Raw genomic sequence first — 14,253 nt, 5'->3', positions numbered from 1 at the left:
ATCATGGAGGCGGCAGATGACGGGAAAGGGATCGCGATGGCGATGAGGAACACACCCGCCGGCACCATCCGGTACTGGGCCGCGGCACGCGCGGCGGCCGGTACCGCCGAGGAGCCGTACGCCGCGACGACACTGGCCGAGGCTCTCGACGCGGCCCGGCAGCGGCGCATCGAGCGCCCGGAGTTCGCGCGGATGCTGCTGCGCTGTTCATTCCTGGTCGACGGGGCCCCCGTCGGCACCCGTGACCACAAGACGATCCAACTGGCCCAGGGCGGCACGGTCGAGGTGCTCCCGCCGTTCGCAGGAGGGTGACCCCAGGGTCATGAGCAACCAGCCGCACCAGCCGCACGACGCGCATCATCCGCAGCAGCAGCCGTACGAGCCCCATCCCCCGTACGGGTCGCACGAGACGCCGTACGGCGGATACGACCAGGGCGCCCAGCAGCCCGCCGACTGGTCCGGGTACGAGGGCTATCCGCAGCAGCAGGGGCAGCAGGGCTACGCCCAGACGCCGCAGTTCCCGCAGCAGTACCAGCAGCCGCAGTATCAGCAGCAGCCGTACGCGGACCCCTACGCCGCCCAGCAGGGCGGGCAGGGCCCGTACGCCCCCGGCTGGGACCAGCAGCACCAGCAACCGTACCCACAACCGCAGCACCAGCAGCCTCAGCAGCAGCACCAGCAGCAGCCGCACTCCCGGCCCGCCGGGCCGGCTCCGGCCGACCGTAGTACGGCGGCCACGGCCGCCGCGCCCTCGCCCGGGCCCGCCGCCCCGGAGAGCGGCAAGCCCCTCACCGCGGCCGAGAAGGCCCGCCTGGAGGGCCGCCCCCAGATCCTCCACCCGGGGCTGGTCCCCGCCGCCCTGACCGCCGTCATCGCCGCGCTCCTGGCGGCCACCGCGCCGCTCGGCCGCCCGGCGGTCGCCGTCGTCGTGGCGGTGCTGCAGGCGGTCACGGCGGCCGGCTGGTTCCGGCTGAACGGGATGTGGCCCGCCAGGCAGGGCATCGCGCTCGCCTACGCCGGCGGTCTGGCCGCCGACATCGGCCTGCTCACCACCGGGCGGGGGCACGCCCCGACGGTCGTCATCGGCACGCTCGGCGTCTGGCTGCTGCTGGTGCTGGTCCTCCAGCTGCGCAGCCACGCCTCCGCGGACGAGCGGCTGTACGGGCTGACGGCCGCCGTGGCCTCGACCGCCGTCACCGTGCTCGCGACCGGCTATCTGGCGGCGGCCGCCGAATCCTCCGACGCCGTCATGGTGGGCGCGGCCGCCGTGGCGGTGGCCGTGCTGGTCCGGGCGCTGCCGCTGCCGACCGCCGCGGCCGTCGTCGTCGCGGTCGCCGCCACCACGGGCGCGGGGATCGGGGCCGGGCACGTCACCGGCACCGGCACCTCCACCGCCGCCCTGCTGGGGTTCGCGTCCGGCGTGTGCGCGCTGATCGGCCACCGGGTGGCGAGCTACGACTACCCGTCGCGGTTCGTCCATATGACGGCCGGCGTGGCGCTGCCGCTGGTGGCGGCCGCGCCCGTCGTCTATGTGATCGGCCGCGCACTGGTCTGACCGCCCGGCCCCGGGGTCCGGTCTCCGGTTAGGCTCACAGCCCCAGGCGAGCGCCTGGGGCTGTGAGCCTGGGGGACCGACGCACATGCGCGCACTACGCATCACACTGATCATCGTCGTGATACTCGGCGGCCTCTTCGTGGCCGCCGACCGCATCGCCGTGAACATGGCCGAGTCCAAGGCCGCCGATAAGATCAAGAGCTCTCAGGGGCTGACCAGCACACCCCACGTCTCGATCAAGGGCTTTCCGTTCCTCACCCAGGTCGTGGGCAAGGAGCTGGACGAGGTGGACGTCGGCCTGGACGGGCTGACCACGGACGCGGGGGGCGGCCGCAGCGTCCGCGTCACCGAGCTCGACGCCCAGCTGCACAACGTCAGCATCTCGAGCGACTTCTCCTCGGCGACCGCCGACCGCGCCACCGGCTCGGCGCACATCAGCTACGCGGACCTCTCCCAGGCCGCGGGCGAGGGAGTAACGGTCGGCTACGACCCGGCCGGCGGCAACCAGGTCAAGGTCACCGGCAATCTGCTGGGACTCAGCCTCTCCGCACGCTCCAAGGTCACCATCGTCAACGGCGACACCATCCGGATGCACGCCGAGACCATCCCGGGCGGCAACATCCCCGGCTGGGAGGGGAAGGTCCGCGAGCGGACCGATATCGAGCGCAAAATAGAGGGGCTGCCGCAGGGCATGCGGCTGGACAAGCTGGTGACCGACAAGGACGGCATAGAGGTGTCGGTCGCGGGTAATAACGTCGCACTGGCGGGCTGATCACCGGCCTCCGGGGCCGTGGGTCCATCAACTGAGACCATCTCGTCCACGGGAAGGGGCGCCCGCTGTCGCCGGGCGCCCGGGCGCCCGCTCTCCCCGGGCGCCCACCCTTCCCTCATCCCAGATAGCGGACAATCATGTCTCACCATCCGACACGCCGGTGACACGCCCGCCTGTCCGTCCCTACGATCGGACCCATGAAGCGACAGGCGGATCTCACGAAGCGGCGGGCAGTAGACCTGTGCCGCGTCGCCGCCATGCTCTGTCGCACCGTCTGAGATGAGGACGCGGCCCGCATCCGACCGGGCCGGCACCTCTTCGGGCCCGTCAGCCGGGCCCTCCCCGCACTCCGCTCGTACGCTGGCCACCCAGCCTCGCGCAGCGCCACGTCCCGAGCGTGCCCCGTACCGCCGCAACTGCCCCGGAGGAGAGAAACATGAGCCGCAGTGACGTCCTGGTGGACGCCGACTGGGTACAGGCCCACATCGATGACCCCAAGGTCGTCCTGGTCGAGGTCGACGAGGACACCTCGGCCTACGACAAGAACCACATCAAGAACGCCATCCGGATCGACTGGAAGAAGGATCTCCAGGACCCGGTGCGCCGTGACTTCGTGGACCAGGCGGGCTTCGAGAAGCTGCTGTCGGAGAAGGGCATCGCCAACGACGACACGGTCGTCCTCTACGGCGGCAACAACAACTGGTTCGCGGCCTACGCCTACTGGTACTTCAAGCTCTACGGCCACCAGGACGTGAAGCTGCTCGACGGCGGCCGCAAGAAGTGGGAGCTCGACTCGCGCGACCTGGTCGCCGAGGTCCCCACCCGCGCGAAGACCGAGTACAAGGCCAAGCCGCAGGACGCCTCGATCCGCGCCTTCCGTGACGAGGTCCTCGACGCGATCGGCACCAAGAACCTGGTCGACGTCCGCTCCCCCGACGAGTTCTCCGGCAAGCTGCTCGCCCCGGCCCACCTCCCGCAGGAGCAGTCGCAGGTCGCGGGCCACATCCCGACCTCGCGCAACATCCCGTGGTCGAAGAACGCCAACGACGACGGCACCTTCAAGTCCGACGAGGAGCTCAAGGCCCTCTACGAGAACGAAGGCGTTGACCTGTCCAAGGACACCATCGCCCTGTGCCGGATCGGCGAGCGCTCCTCGCTCACCTGGTTCGTGCTGCGCGAGCTGCTCGGCCAGCCGAACGTGAAGAACTACGACGGCTCGTGGACCGAGTACGGCTCCCTGGTAGGCGTGCCCGTCGAGCTCGGCTCGGGCAGCTGACCGCACTCTCCTCCCCCGAACGCAAAGGACTGACATACATGTGTGGAGCCAAGGCCGGCGGCCCCGACGCCTCGACCATCAAGCCCGGTGAGACCACCATCCAGGGTTCGGTGACCCGCGACGGTGAGCCCGTCACCGGTTACGTCCGCCTCCTGGACAGCACCGGCGAGTTCACCGCCGAGGTCCCCACCTCCGCGACCGGACAGTTCCGCTTCTACGCCGCCGAGGGCACCTGGACGCTGCGCGCCCTGGTCCCCGGCGCCACCGCGGACCGCACGGTCGTCGCCCAGAAGGGCGGGCTGGCGGAGGTCGCCATCACCGTCTGACGCCACACGACGCGTCGTGACACACGGCCGGAGGGCCGCACCCCGGGGTTGGACGCCTCGGGGTGCGGCCCTCCGTCTGTTGTCCGCGCCTCCGTCTGTCGTCCGCGCCTCCGTCTGTCGTCCGCGCCGCCATCTGCTGTCCGCGCCGCCGTCTGTCCGCGCGGCGGACCCGGACGTACGCTGGACACATGTACGCGCGACGCCGCCACGCCTACTTTTTCCTGATGGGCGCGTGTCTGACGCTCTTCATCTCGGCATGGGCCTTTGTCCGTCTGTGGTCCGTGCCGGCCGCGGTCGTGATGTGCATCATCGCCATGGTGATCCCGCCCCTCGCGGCCATCGTGGCCAATCGCCGGGGCCCCGACGACCGCTGGTGGGACGAGTCGGGGGACGAGGAGTCCGACCGCTGGTGGCGGGAGCTTGACGAGCACAACCACCGCCACTGACCCGCGGGGCCACCGGCGCCGGATCAGTAGACGAGCGCCTGCACCTCGTCCGGCATGATCTCGCTCACGAAGACCTGCGCACCCGCGATCCGCGCCCCCTCGATCAGATCCTGCTCCTCGATGTCCCGACGCGCCGCGCACTGGGTGCACACCGTGATCGCGCCGCCGCCCGCGAGGATGCCCTCGATCAGCTCCGGCAGCGGCGCCGCGTGCGGCAGCTCGAACTCCGCCGCCCGCCCCGGCAGCGCGAACCAGGAGGACTCCCCGGTCAGCCACAGCGAGACCGCCACCCCGCTGGCCACCGCCACCGCCGCCACCGTGAACGCCTGAGAGCACCGCTCGGGCGCGTCCGCGCCCGCCGTCACCTTGATCACCAGCTTCTTCGCCATGCGGCCAAGGGTAGGCGGGGTTCATCACACCACCTCGCGGCGCCGCCCGCCGGGCCGCCGACTAGACTCGGACCCGGTCCGTCATCTGTATCGAGGAGCGCGCTCGTGCTTGAGGCAGTCTTCACCACCCTGATGATCCTGGTCGTCATCGCCACGCTGGGCTTCTGTGCCCTGACCTGGAAGAAGCTGTACCAGGGCCAGCGCTGATCCGCTTCCGCCCCACCGCCGCAGACCGCCCACCCACAGATCGCCTGGATTCATGATCGAGATTCCGTCGGACCTCCACCCGAGCCTTGTGCCGCTCGCGTTCCTCCTCGGCAACTGGGCAGGTGCCGGCGTATCGGACTTCCCGGGCGCCGAGAAGTGCAACTTCGGGCAGGAAGCGACCTTCACCCACGACGGCCGCGACTTCATCGAGTACCAGTCGCACACCTGGGTGCTGGACTCCGAGGGCAAGCAGGTCCGTCCGCTGGAGACCGAGTCCGGCTACTGGCGGATCGACAAGGACCGCAAGGTCGAGATCGTGATGGTCCGCGACCAGGGCGTCGCCGAGGTCTGGTACGGGGAGCTGGCGGAGGGCAAGCCGCAGATCGACCTGGCGACCGACGCCGTCGCGCGCACCGCCGTCTCCCCGCCCTACTCGGGCGGCAAGCGGCTCTACGGCTATGTCAACGGCGATCTGATGTGGGTCGGCGAGAAGGCCACCCCCGACGTGGAGCTGCGCCCGTACATGTCCGCCCACCTCAAGAAGGTCGTCGACCCGCGCGAGTGGGCCAAGGACCTCAAGGACATGGACCTCCCCGACGACGGAATCGCTTTCTTCCGCTGAGCCTCCGGGTCCCGGGCATCCGGGCCCCCCGTCCTCCCGGCCTCCGGACCCCCGGCCTCCGGGCCTCCGGACCAGCTTCCGGTGAGGCTCGTCCCACTCACGCCTACACTGGCACCGTGGCGACCACCGACTGGAAGACCGATCTGCGGGAGCGCGGTTACCGGCTGACCCCGCAGCGCCAGCTCGTGCTCGAGGCCGTGGACCGCCTGGAGCACGCCACTCCGGACGACATCCTCACCGAGGTGCGCCGCACCGCGAGCGGCGTCAACATCTCCACGGTCTACCGCACGCTGGAGCTGCTGGAGGAGCTGGGCCTGGTCAGCCACGCCCACCTCGGGCACGGCGCCCCCACGTACCATCTCGCCGACCGTCACCACCACATCCACCTGGTCTGCCGGGACTGCACGGGTGTGATCGAGGCGGATGTCTCCGTGGCCGAGGCGTTCACCCGTCAACTGCGGGCCGCCTTCGGCTTCGACACCGACATGAAGCACTTCGCGATCTTCGGCCGCTGCGCCTCCTGTACCGCCAAGCACAGCGTGGGCGACCCCGGCAAGGGCCGAGCCGCGGGGTCGTAGGCTGAGCGCATGAAGAGCCCTTTGCTGTCGCTGCCCGGCGCCGTCCCCGGCGAGGGCCCCGACGAAGGCGTCGCCGCCCACTACGGCGACCTGTTCCGTGAGCAGCGCGCGCTCGCCGACGGCACCGGATTTGTTGACCTCTCCCACCGCGGGGTGGCCACGGTCACCGGTGCCGACCGGCTGAGCTGGCTGCATCTGTTGCTCACCCAACACGTCAGCGAACTCCCGGCCGGGCAGGCCACCGAGGCCCTGATCCTCTCCGCCCACGGCCATATCGAACACGCGCTCTATCTCGTCGACGACGGGGAGACGACCTGGGCCCATGTGGAGCCCGGCAGCCAGCGGGAGCTGATCGCCTACCTGGAGTCCATGAAGTTCTTCTACCGGGTCGACATCGCGGACCGCACCGAGGACTACGCGATCGTCCATCTCCCGGCGGGCAGCATCACCGAGGCCCCCGAGGACGCCGTCGTCCGCGAGACTCCGCACGGCCGCGATCTGTTCCTGCCGCGCGAGCGGCTCACCGAGTTCGCCGAGGCGGCCGGCCCGCCGATCGGGGTGCTGGCGTACGAGGCACTGCGCGTCGAGGCGCACCGGCCGCGGCTCGGCCTGGAGACCGACCACCGCACGATCCCGCACGAGCTGGGCTGGATCGGCACCGCCGTCCATCTGCAGAAGGGCTGCTACCGCGGCCAGGAGACGGTGGCCCGGGTGCAGAACCTGGGGAAGCCGCCGCGTCGGCTGGTCTTTCTCCACCTGGACGGCAGCGAGGTGAAGCTGCCCGGCCATGGCGCGCCCATACGTCTCGCCTCGGAGGGCGAGGAGGGCCGTCAGCTGGGCTTCGTCACCTCCTCGGCCCGCCACCACGAGCTGGGCCCGATCGCGCTGGCGCTGGTCAAGCGCAATGTGCCGGTGGACGCGGCGCTGATCGCGGACACCACGGCCGCCGCGCAGGAAGTCGTGGTCGAACCGTAGGACCCCAACCGTGGGACTTGAGGCGCCCGTCGGAGGACGCCTGTCGGAGGACGCCCGTCGGAGGATGCCCGTCGGAGGACGCCTGTCGGAGGACGCCCGTCGGAGGACGCCTGTCAGAGGACGTCCCCGGCGGCGTCCGCAAGGCGGCCGCGGACGGCCCGTGCGGCCGGCAGGGCCGATACGGCGACCGCCCCGGCCACCGCGGCGGCGCCGATCAGCAGCAGAATGCCCGGCGGCGGTGGCTGGGCGATGCCCGCGCCCATGCCGCTGCTGCGGCCCTGCAGGTCGATGATCCAGCCGGAGGCGACGGTCCCCAGGACCGTACCGGCCAGGGCCGCGGCCAGCGCGGTGAAGCCGGTACCGGCCACGATGACCGCCGCCACCTGGCGCGGGGTCAGCCCGATCGCCTTGAGCGCGAGCAGATCGCGGCGGCGGTCGCGCACCCCCGCCCCGATCGTCGTGGACAGCTCGGCCAGGCCGATCAGGCCGAGCACCGCGATCAGCCCGATGGTCACGCCGCGTACGGCGGAGAGCCGGTCGGCGGGGTTGGGTATCTCGCGCACCTCCAGCCGGCTGTCCGAGGCGTCCGCCAGGGCCTGACTGACCGCCTTGGGATCGGCCCCGGGGCGCAGCGTCAGGTGGTAGAAGTCGGGCCGGAGCGAGGGCTCGCGTTCGCGGAGGGTGTCGATCGAGGTGGAGATCACCCGGCCGCCCTGCTCCGGTTCGATGCTGCGCCCGACGATGTGGAGCACTTGCGGGGATCCGCCGACCGTCATCCGGACCCAGTCGCCGACCTTCAGATCCAGCAGATCGAGGAGGCCCTGGCCGGCCACCGCCTCGTCCTCGCCGTGGGCGGGGCGCCCTTCGGCGACGGAGAACGGGTAGGGGCGCTGGGCGGTGCCCAGCCCCTGAAGGGTGATCGTCCCGGTCTGCCCGGGGACCAGCGCCTCGGTCTCGGTCCCCGGGTAGGCGGCCGTGACATCCGGGTTCGCCGCGAGCAGCTCCCGTGCCCGGCCGTCGGTCAGGCTCTCGGCGCGCGCGGCGAGCGGGGCGGCGAGCCCGATCTTCTCGGGGTGGCTCTCGAAGCGGTCCAGGGTGGTCCAGGCGCCGACGGCCACCGTGATCAGCAGCAGCGGAAGGGTGAGCCGCCCGATCGCCGCCAGCGAGCGCACCGGCCGGTGGAAGGCGCTGCGCCAGCCGAGCACCAGCGCGGGCGGAACCCTCATGCCGAGTGCCCGCCGGGCCGTCCCCGACATCCTCCGGCCGGGGTCGGTGGCGGCGCGGGCGACGGGGACCGGCGCTACGCGGCCGGCGCGCCATGCGGCCAGGCATGTCGCCACGGCGATGAAGACGATGGCGCCGCCGGAAATGGCGAACGGGACCCAGGTGTGCTCCGGGAGCGCCTGCCACAGCGTCATGCCCTCGCCGATCCGGCCGGGCAGATGCGGGCCGAGCACCTCGGCGAGGACCGCCCCGCAGACCACCCCGAGCAGCGAGAGTCCGAGGTGCTGGACGAGGAACATCCGGACGACCTGGCCGGGGGCGAAGCCGATGGCCTTGAGCACGGCGATGTCCCGCAGATGGCCGCGGACGCGGGTGGTGACCGCCCCGCCCACGGCCAGGGCGGCGGCCAGCAGCGCGCCCAGCCCGAACAGGCCCAGCAGCTGCCCCAGCAGCCGGTCGTCCTCTTCCGCGTCGGCGCGCGCCCGCTGCCACAGCGAGATGCCGGTGATCTGGTCGGCGCCGAGCTCGGTGACCGCCCGCTGCACCGCGAAGTCGGTGTCGGTAGGGTCCTTCAGCCGCAGCCCGATGACCTGCCCGAGGTGGTCCTGGTGCGATTCGACCGAGGTCAGGGCCGACGGCAGCACCCATGCCACACCGCGGGTCTCCCCGGGGTCGTAGCGCGGTTCGGCGCTGTCCGCTATGCCCGCCACGCGCAGCGTACGGGGCGGGTCGTCGGGGGCGTCGACGATCAGCGAGTCGCCCGGCTCGGCCCACAGCGCGCGGGCGAGCGAGCTCTCCAGCACCATTTCGTCGTCCGTGCCCTTGGCCGGCCAGCTGCCCGAGGTGAGCAGTGGGCGCGCGGTGCGGGGCTCCTCCGTTCCGGCGGCGCGCAGTTCCAGTGACGCCCGGGTGCCGCCGCGTGCGATGGTGGCCCGGGCCGTACGGAAGGGTCCGGAGGCGGCCTCGACCCCGTCCAGCCGGGCCAGCGACCCGGCGTCCGCGGCGGCCCGGGTATGGACCCACACATGGGCGCCGGAGGACTGGGTGAAGACGCGCTGCCAGGGGTTGGCCGCATAGGTGAAGAACGCCCCGGCCAGCAGGAGCGAGACGATGATCCCGGCCGTCGCCACCACGGTGACCAGGGCGGCGCCGCGGTGCGCGCGAAGATCGGCGTGTGCCCAGCGCAGCGTGGCCCGCACCGCCGTCAGCCCTTCAGCTCGAGGACGTCGGCGACACCGCCGCCGCGGCGCCCGCCGCCGCCCAGGGCCATGTCGTCGACGACCTGTCCGTCGAAGTAACTGATGACCCGGTCCGCCGCGCTGGCCATCCGGGCGTCATGCGTGACCATCACGATCGTCTGTCCGCGCTGGTGGAAGCGGGACAGCAACCGCAGCACCTCCCGGGTGCCCTTGCTGTCCAGGCTGCCCGCGGGCTCGTCGGCCAGCAGCACGCCCGGCGCGTTGACCAGCGCCCGGGCGAGGGCGACGCGCTGCTGCTCCCCGCCGGACAGCTCGGCGGGCATGCTCCGCTCCTTGCCGCTCAGCCCCAGCTCGGCGAGGAGCTCCTCGCGGCCCGCCCGGGCCTGCTTCGGGGTGGAGCCCGCAAGCAGCGCGGGCAGTTCGACGTTGTCGGCGACGGTGAGGTTGGAGACCAGGTTGAAGAACTGGAAGACGACGCCGATGCTCTTGCGGCGCAGCACGGCCCAGCGGGCCTCGCTGTAGGAGTCGACCTGCTTGCCCTCCAGCCATATGGAGCCGCTGTCCGGCCGGTCGAGCCCGCCGAGCAGATGGAGCAAGGTGGACTTGCCGGCGCCGGAGGGGCCGGTGACCGCGACGAACTCGCCGCGCTCGACCCGCAGGTCGACGCCGCGGACGGCTTCGACCGGGGCGGCGCCCTCCGCCCGGTAGGTCTTGACCAGCCCTTGGGCCCTGAGTATCGGGCCTGCGGGCGACGCCTCGGCGCCGGATGCCTGCGCGCGGCTCATCTCTGCTCCTCTTCCAGCTCCTCCTGACACCGCTCCAGCCAGTCGAGGTCGGCCTGCAGATGCAGCATGGCTCCCTCGATGAGCAGCTGGGCGACCCGGTTGTCCCGGTCCTCGACCGCGGCGAGCTTGGAGAGGTCACGCATGGCGTTGAGGTAGTGGCGGCGCTGCTTGTTGATCAGCGCGATCTGGTCGGCGGCCCCGGTCTCGGGGGCGAGGGCGAGCTTCATGAAGAACTCGTCCCGTACCCGCGGCTCATCAGTCGGCTCCTCGAACCATCCGTCCAGCGCCTCGCGCCCGGCGTCGGTGAGCCGGTAGATGCGCTTGTTGGGCCGGGTCGACTGGGCAACATCCTCGCCCTCGATCAGACCGGACTTCTGGAGCCGGTTGAGAGTGACGTAGATTTGTCCGATGTTGGGCTGAGGGTACGCCGAGCCCAGAAGCTTCTCAAGGGCCTGTTTGAGCTCGTAGCCGTGGGCGGGTCCGCGTGCCAGTAGCGCCAGCAGCGGGAGCCGCACGCTTACCCTCCTCCACCGTGCCGTACATGTCCGTTAGGGTCGCTTTCCGACTGTCTGCCGGATCACCCTCGTATCTTCCTGCAACGTCTAGTATCCCGTATGCCTAACAGGTATACAGGTGCCGGACACCGGGCATATCCGGTCGGCACCGGCGCGCAAGGAGGGACCGATGCGGTGGATGCATGCCGCGGGGCGGGTCCTCCTGATCGCCGCGCTGCTCCTCGGCGCCCAGGCGGGCGCGCAGGCCCGGGTCGGTGACGCGGCGGCGCGGCAGCGCGCCGGCAGAGGCCCGATGACCCTGGTGACCGGCGGGGATCTGACCCACTATCTGCGCGGGGTGCTGGCCGGATGGAACCGGACGCACCCGGCGGAGAAGGTGACCCTCGTCGAGCTGCCGGACGCCGCGGACGAGGTGCGGGCCCAGATGGTCACCGGGCTGCGGTCCGGCAGCGCCCGCTTCGACATCCTCAACATCGACGTGGCGTGGACCTCGGAGTTCGCGGCGGCGGGCTGGATCGCCCCGCTGGACGCCGACCGGTTCCCCCTCGACCGCTTCCTGCCGCCGGTGGTGGCCACCGCGACCTTCGGCGGGCGGCTGCGCGCGGTGCCGTATGTGACCAACGCGGGGCTGCTCTACTACCGCAAGGACGTGCTGGACGCGGAGGGCGAGAAACCGCCCCGGACCTGGGCCGAGCTGAGGCGGCTGGCGAAGACGGTCGCCCCCGCCCATGGGCTCGACGGCTACGCGGGCCAGTTCCTGCCGTACGAGGGGCTGACCACCAACGCCGCCGAGGCCGTGCACTCGGCGGGCGGGAGGATCCTCGGCGACGAGGGCGCGAAGGTCACCGTGGACTCCGCCGCCTCCCGCCGCGGGCTGGCGTTCCTCGCCGACGGGGTGCGGGAGGGCTGGATCCCCGAGGCGGCCCTGCGCTACAAGGAGGAGGAGTCCCGGCGGGCCTTCCAGAACGGCCATCTGCTGTTCCTGCGCAACTGGCCCTATATGTACTCGCTTGCGAGCGCTCCCTCCTCGCCGGTGGCCGGGAAGTTCGGCGCGGTACCGCTGCCGGGGCCCGACGGGCCCGGCTCCAGCATCCTCGGCGGCTCCAACCTCGCGATCAACGCGCACTCGACCCACCAGAAGTCGGCCGCCGATCTGATCGCCTATATGACGAGTGAGGCGGTCCAGCGCCGGGTCCTCACCGAGGGGTCGCTGCCGCCGGTGTGGGCGGATCTGTACACCGATCCGGGGCTGGTACGGAAGTACCCCTATCTGCCGACGCTCCGCAAGAGCGTGCTCGCGGCCAAACCGCGCCCGAAGAGCCCCCGGTACGACCAGGTGAGCCTGGCTGTGCAGGCCGTTGTGTACGACGCGCTGGCCCAGCGGCAGACCCCCGATCAGGCCGTCACTCGCCTCGGGCGGGAACTCGAGGCCGTCGTCCGCCACGGCTGACTCCCTCGCCTTCTGATCCGCGCTTACTTACATGTTAGGTAGCGGCACCACCGGATAATCCGTCCCAAATCGGGACAGCTCTTCGCTATTTCTGTCCTTTTCGTTGACACCTGTTCGACACGACTACTTAACATGCATGCATAACAGCACGTTGGCGTGCCGGGCACGGTGGCACGCCCCCTGAGAACGGGTAACGGCAGATGCTCACAGCCACGGCCGGCAACGGCCCCTCACCCTCCCCCGCGGACACCACAGAGCGGCACTGGTGGCGGGACGCGGTGATCTACCAGGTGTACGTCCGCAGCTTTCTCGACAGCACCGGCGACGGCATCGGCGACCTGGCCGGGGTCCGGGCCGGACTGCCGTACCTCAAGAAGCTCGGCGTGGACGGCATCTGGCTCAGCCCGTTCTACCCCTCGCCCCAGCACGACCACGGCTACGACGTCGCCGACTACACGGACGTGGACCCGGTCTACGGCGATCTCGCCGAGTTCGACACCGTGGTGGCCGACGCCCATCGGCTGGGGATGAAGGTCCTCGTCGACATCGTGCCCAACCACTGCTCCAGCGAGCACGCCTGGTTCCAGGCGGCGCTGGCGGGCCGGGCGGGCGGCCCGGAGCGGGAGTACTTCCACTTCGCGGACGGCCGCGGCGAGCGGGGTGAGCTGCCGCCCAACAACTGGCACGCCATGTTCGGCGGCCCCGCCTGGTCCCGGGTCAAGGAGGCCGACGGCACCGACGGCCAGTGGTACCTGCACCTGTTCACCCCGGAGCAGCCCGACCTCAACTGGCGCAATCCCGCCGTCGGCGAGTACTTCCTCGACGTCCTGCGCTTCTGGCTCGACCGCGGCGTGGACGGCTTCCGCATCGACGTGGCGGCGGGCCTGTACCGCCACCCCGAACTCCCCGACTCCCCCGACCCCGAGGCCGACGAGCGGTCCCGCGACTCCGTCAACCCGCTGGCCTGGAACCAGCCGGAGGTCCACCAGGTGTGGCGCGACTGGCGCGCGCTGTGCGAGGAGTACACCGCGCGCGACGGGCGCGAGCGGCTGCTGGTCGGCGAGGTCTCCGTACCCACCGCCCGCGAGCACGCCAACTATGTCCGGCCCGACGAGCTGCACCAGGCGTTCTTCTTCCGCCTGCTCAGCGCCAGCTGGGACGTCGACGCCTTCCGCGCGGTGATCAGCGAGGCGCTGACCGACATCGCGGGCACCGGCTCCACGGTCACCTGGGTGCTCAACAACCACGACCAGGTCCGGACCGTGACCCGGTACGCGAACGACCCGGCCGGCGACCCGAGCGACCAGAACGCCGCCGCCGACCTCGGCCCGGCGCGCGCCCGCGCCGCCGCCCTGCTGATGCTCGCGCTGCCCGGCGCCGCGTACGTCTACCAGGGCGAGGAACTGGGCCTGCCCGAGGTGCTGGACCTGCCCGACGAGGTCCTCACCGACCCCATCTTCCGCAGGACCGGCAGCCGCCGGCACGTCCGCGACGGCTGCCGGGTGCCGCTGCCGTGGTCGGGACTCGCCTCCCCGTTCGGCTTCTCAACAGCCGAGGGCGGGGCCCAGCCGTGGCTGCCGCAGCCCGAGTGGTTCGCGGCCCACGCCACCGACCGGGCGCTGGCCGACACCCGTTCGTTCTGGCACCTGTACCGCGACGGGCTCCATCTGCGCCGCGGCCTGCCCCAGCTCGGCGAGGGCACGCTGCGATGGCTCGAATCCCCGCCCCAGGTGCTCGCCTTCGCACGCGGCGACGGACTGGTGTGCGCGGTCAACTTCGGCACCGACCCGGTCCCGGCCCCGGTCCCCGGCGCCCCGCTGCTGGCCAGCGCCGACTGCCCCTCAGGAACCCTCCCCGGCTCCACCGCGGCCTGGTGGATCAGCGACCTCGACCCCCGATAGACCCAGCGAAAGGAACCACCGTGATGAGACGAG

The 14,253-nt window shown here is 71.6% G+C and carries 16 protein-coding genes; 12 read left to right on the top strand and 4 right to left on the bottom strand.

What is annotated here, in order from left to right; genetic code table 11:
* Positions 1–36 precede the first annotated feature (36 nt).
* The 7 genes from ABZU99_RS31355 to ABZU99_RS31325 all read left to right on the top strand — a co-directional run bounded on the left by ABZU99_RS31355 (position 37) and on the right by ABZU99_RS31325 (position 4,375).
* Positions 37–312 carry a MoaD/ThiS family protein gene (locus ABZU99_RS31355; RefSeq protein WP_355949636.1) on the top strand — a complete coding sequence of 92 codons (276 nt, stop codon included), beginning with the start codon at positions 37–39 and terminating at the stop codon, positions 310–312.
* Between the two features lie 10 nt (positions 313–322).
* The gene (locus ABZU99_RS31350; protein WP_356048260.1) at positions 323–1,555 is read left to right on the top strand and encodes a hypothetical protein; all 1,233 of its coding nucleotides are present in this window, start codon (positions 323–325) and stop codon (positions 1,553–1,555) included.
* Positions 1,556–1,640: 85 nt separating this feature from the next.
* A complete protein-coding gene (locus ABZU99_RS31345; protein ID WP_355949631.1) occupies positions 1,641–2,327 on the top strand; it encodes a DUF2993 domain-containing protein in 687 nt (228 codons plus the stop codon).
* Positions 2,328–2,524: 197 nt separating this feature from the next.
* Complete coding sequence (locus ABZU99_RS31340) at positions 2,525–2,605, top strand: putative leader peptide (protein WP_350203226.1); 81 nt, start codon at positions 2,525–2,527, stop codon at positions 2,603–2,605.
* 158 nt (positions 2,606–2,763) lie between these two features.
* Positions 2,764–3,603 (top strand): sulfurtransferase, encoded by an 840-nt coding sequence (locus tag ABZU99_RS31335; protein ID WP_355949628.1) that lies wholly within the window; start codon positions 2,764–2,766, stop codon positions 3,601–3,603.
* Positions 3,604–3,641: 38 nt separating this feature from the next.
* Positions 3,642–3,929 carry a DUF1416 domain-containing protein gene (locus tag ABZU99_RS31330; protein ID WP_355949625.1) on the top strand — a complete coding sequence of 96 codons (288 nt, stop codon included), beginning with the start codon at positions 3,642–3,644 and terminating at the stop codon, positions 3,927–3,929.
* 188 nt (positions 3,930–4,117) lie between these two features.
* Entirely contained in the window at positions 4,118–4,375 is a 258-nt protein-coding gene (locus ABZU99_RS31325; protein WP_355949622.1) for a DUF3099 domain-containing protein, read from the top strand.
* A 23-nt stretch (positions 4,376–4,398) separates the two neighbouring features.
* Here the strand turns inward: ABZU99_RS31325 and ABZU99_RS31320 are convergent, their stop codons facing one another.
* The gene (locus tag ABZU99_RS31320) at positions 4,399–4,764 is read right to left on the bottom strand and encodes a DsrE family protein (RefSeq protein WP_356048257.1); all 366 of its coding nucleotides are present in this window, start codon (positions 4,762–4,764) and stop codon (positions 4,399–4,401) included.
* Positions 4,765–5,023: 259 nt separating this feature from the next.
* On the opposite strand from ABZU99_RS31320, the gene ABZU99_RS31315 reads away from it, so the two are divergent.
* The 3 genes from ABZU99_RS31315 (at position 5,024) to ABZU99_RS31305 (ending at position 7,146) form a co-directional block, all read left to right on the top strand.
* Positions 5,024–5,593 (top strand): FABP family protein, encoded by a 570-nt coding sequence (locus ABZU99_RS31315; protein WP_355949616.1) that lies wholly within the window; start codon positions 5,024–5,026, stop codon positions 5,591–5,593.
* A 116-nt stretch (positions 5,594–5,709) separates the two neighbouring features.
* Entirely contained in the window at positions 5,710–6,171 is a 462-nt protein-coding gene (locus tag ABZU99_RS31310) for a Fur family transcriptional regulator (protein WP_355949613.1), read from the top strand.
* A 9-nt stretch (positions 6,172–6,180) separates the two neighbouring features.
* A complete protein-coding gene (locus ABZU99_RS31305; protein WP_356048255.1) occupies positions 6,181–7,146 on the top strand; it encodes a glycine cleavage T C-terminal barrel domain-containing protein in 966 nt (321 codons plus the stop codon).
* Between the two features lie 113 nt (positions 7,147–7,259).
* Here the strand turns inward: ABZU99_RS31305 and ABZU99_RS31300 are convergent, their stop codons facing one another.
* The 3 genes from ABZU99_RS31300 to ABZU99_RS31290 are packed head-to-tail and all read right to left on the bottom strand — an operon-like array spanning position 7,260 to position 10,869.
* A complete protein-coding gene (locus ABZU99_RS31300) occupies positions 7,260–9,569 on the bottom strand; it encodes an FtsX-like permease family protein (protein WP_355949607.1) in 2,310 nt (769 codons plus the stop codon).
* Positions 9,570–9,574: 5 nt separating this feature from the next.
* Complete coding sequence (locus tag ABZU99_RS31295) at positions 9,575–10,354, bottom strand: ABC transporter ATP-binding protein (RefSeq protein ID WP_355949604.1); 780 nt, start codon at positions 10,352–10,354, stop codon at positions 9,575–9,577.
* Positions 10,351–10,869: a helix-turn-helix transcriptional regulator gene (locus tag ABZU99_RS31290; RefSeq protein ID WP_355949601.1), complete on the bottom strand. Its 519-nt coding sequence runs from the start codon at positions 10,867–10,869 to the stop codon at positions 10,351–10,353. The genes ABZU99_RS31295 and ABZU99_RS31290 overlap by 4 nt, the downstream gene beginning before the upstream one ends.
* Before the next feature lie 169 nt (positions 10,870–11,038).
* Between ABZU99_RS31290 and ABZU99_RS31285 the strand changes: the two genes are divergently transcribed.
* Positions 11,039–12,319, top strand: a complete 1,281-nt coding sequence (locus ABZU99_RS31285; RefSeq protein ID WP_356048252.1) for an ABC transporter substrate-binding protein — start codon at positions 11,039–11,041, stop codon at positions 12,317–12,319.
* 200 nt (positions 12,320–12,519) lie between these two features.
* Complete coding sequence (locus ABZU99_RS31280) at positions 12,520–14,220, top strand: glycoside hydrolase family 13 protein (RefSeq protein ID WP_356048250.1); 1,701 nt, start codon at positions 12,520–12,522, stop codon at positions 14,218–14,220.
* Positions 14,221–14,253 lie beyond the last annotated feature (33 nt).

The organism is Streptomyces sp. NPDC005266 (assembly GCF_040607655.1).
Taxonomy (GTDB): Bacteria; Actinomycetota; Actinomycetes; order Streptomycetales; family Streptomycetaceae; genus Streptomyces.
The sequence above is the reverse complement of the archived record's forward strand: the minus strand, read 5'-3'. Positions and strand labels throughout refer to the sequence as shown.

What these genes read in the sequence shown, in the direction of transcription:
- ABZU99_RS31350 (WP_356048260.1), top strand. Translation starts at nt 323, where the DNA reads ATGAGCAACCAGCCGCACCAGCCGCACGACGCGCATCATCCGCAGCAG.
- ABZU99_RS31355 (WP_355949636.1), top strand. Translation starts at nt 37, where the DNA reads ATGGCGATGAGGAACACACCCGCCGGCACCATCCGGTACTGGGCCGCG.
- ABZU99_RS31335 (WP_355949628.1), top strand. Translation starts at nt 2,764, where the DNA reads ATGAGCCGCAGTGACGTCCTGGTGGACGCCGACTGGGTACAGGCCCAC.
- ABZU99_RS31330 (WP_355949625.1), top strand. Translation starts at nt 3,642, where the DNA reads ATGTGTGGAGCCAAGGCCGGCGGCCCCGACGCCTCGACCATCAAGCCC.
- ABZU99_RS31280 (WP_356048250.1), top strand. Translation starts at nt 12,520, where the DNA reads ATGCTCACAGCCACGGCCGGCAACGGCCCCTCACCCTCCCCCGCGGAC.
- ABZU99_RS31315 (WP_355949616.1), top strand. Translation starts at nt 5,024, where the DNA reads ATGATCGAGATTCCGTCGGACCTCCACCCGAGCCTTGTGCCGCTCGCG.
- ABZU99_RS31345 (WP_355949631.1), top strand. Translation starts at nt 1,641, where the DNA reads ATGCGCGCACTACGCATCACACTGATCATCGTCGTGATACTCGGCGGC.
- ABZU99_RS31295 (WP_355949604.1), bottom strand. Translation starts at nt 10,354, where the DNA reads ATGAGCCGCGCGCAGGCATCCGGCGCCGAGGCGTCGCCCGCAGGCCCG.
- ABZU99_RS31340 (WP_350203226.1), top strand. Translation starts at nt 2,525, where the DNA reads ATGAAGCGACAGGCGGATCTCACGAAGCGGCGGGCAGTAGACCTGTGC.
- ABZU99_RS31325 (WP_355949622.1), top strand. Translation starts at nt 4,118, where the DNA reads ATGTACGCGCGACGCCGCCACGCCTACTTTTTCCTGATGGGCGCGTGT.
- ABZU99_RS31305 (WP_356048255.1), top strand. Translation starts at nt 6,181, where the DNA reads ATGAAGAGCCCTTTGCTGTCGCTGCCCGGCGCCGTCCCCGGCGAGGGC.
- ABZU99_RS31285 (WP_356048252.1), top strand. Translation starts at nt 11,039, where the DNA reads ATGCGGTGGATGCATGCCGCGGGGCGGGTCCTCCTGATCGCCGCGCTG.
- ABZU99_RS31320 (WP_356048257.1), bottom strand. Translation starts at nt 4,764, where the DNA reads ATGGCGAAGAAGCTGGTGATCAAGGTGACGGCGGGCGCGGACGCGCCC.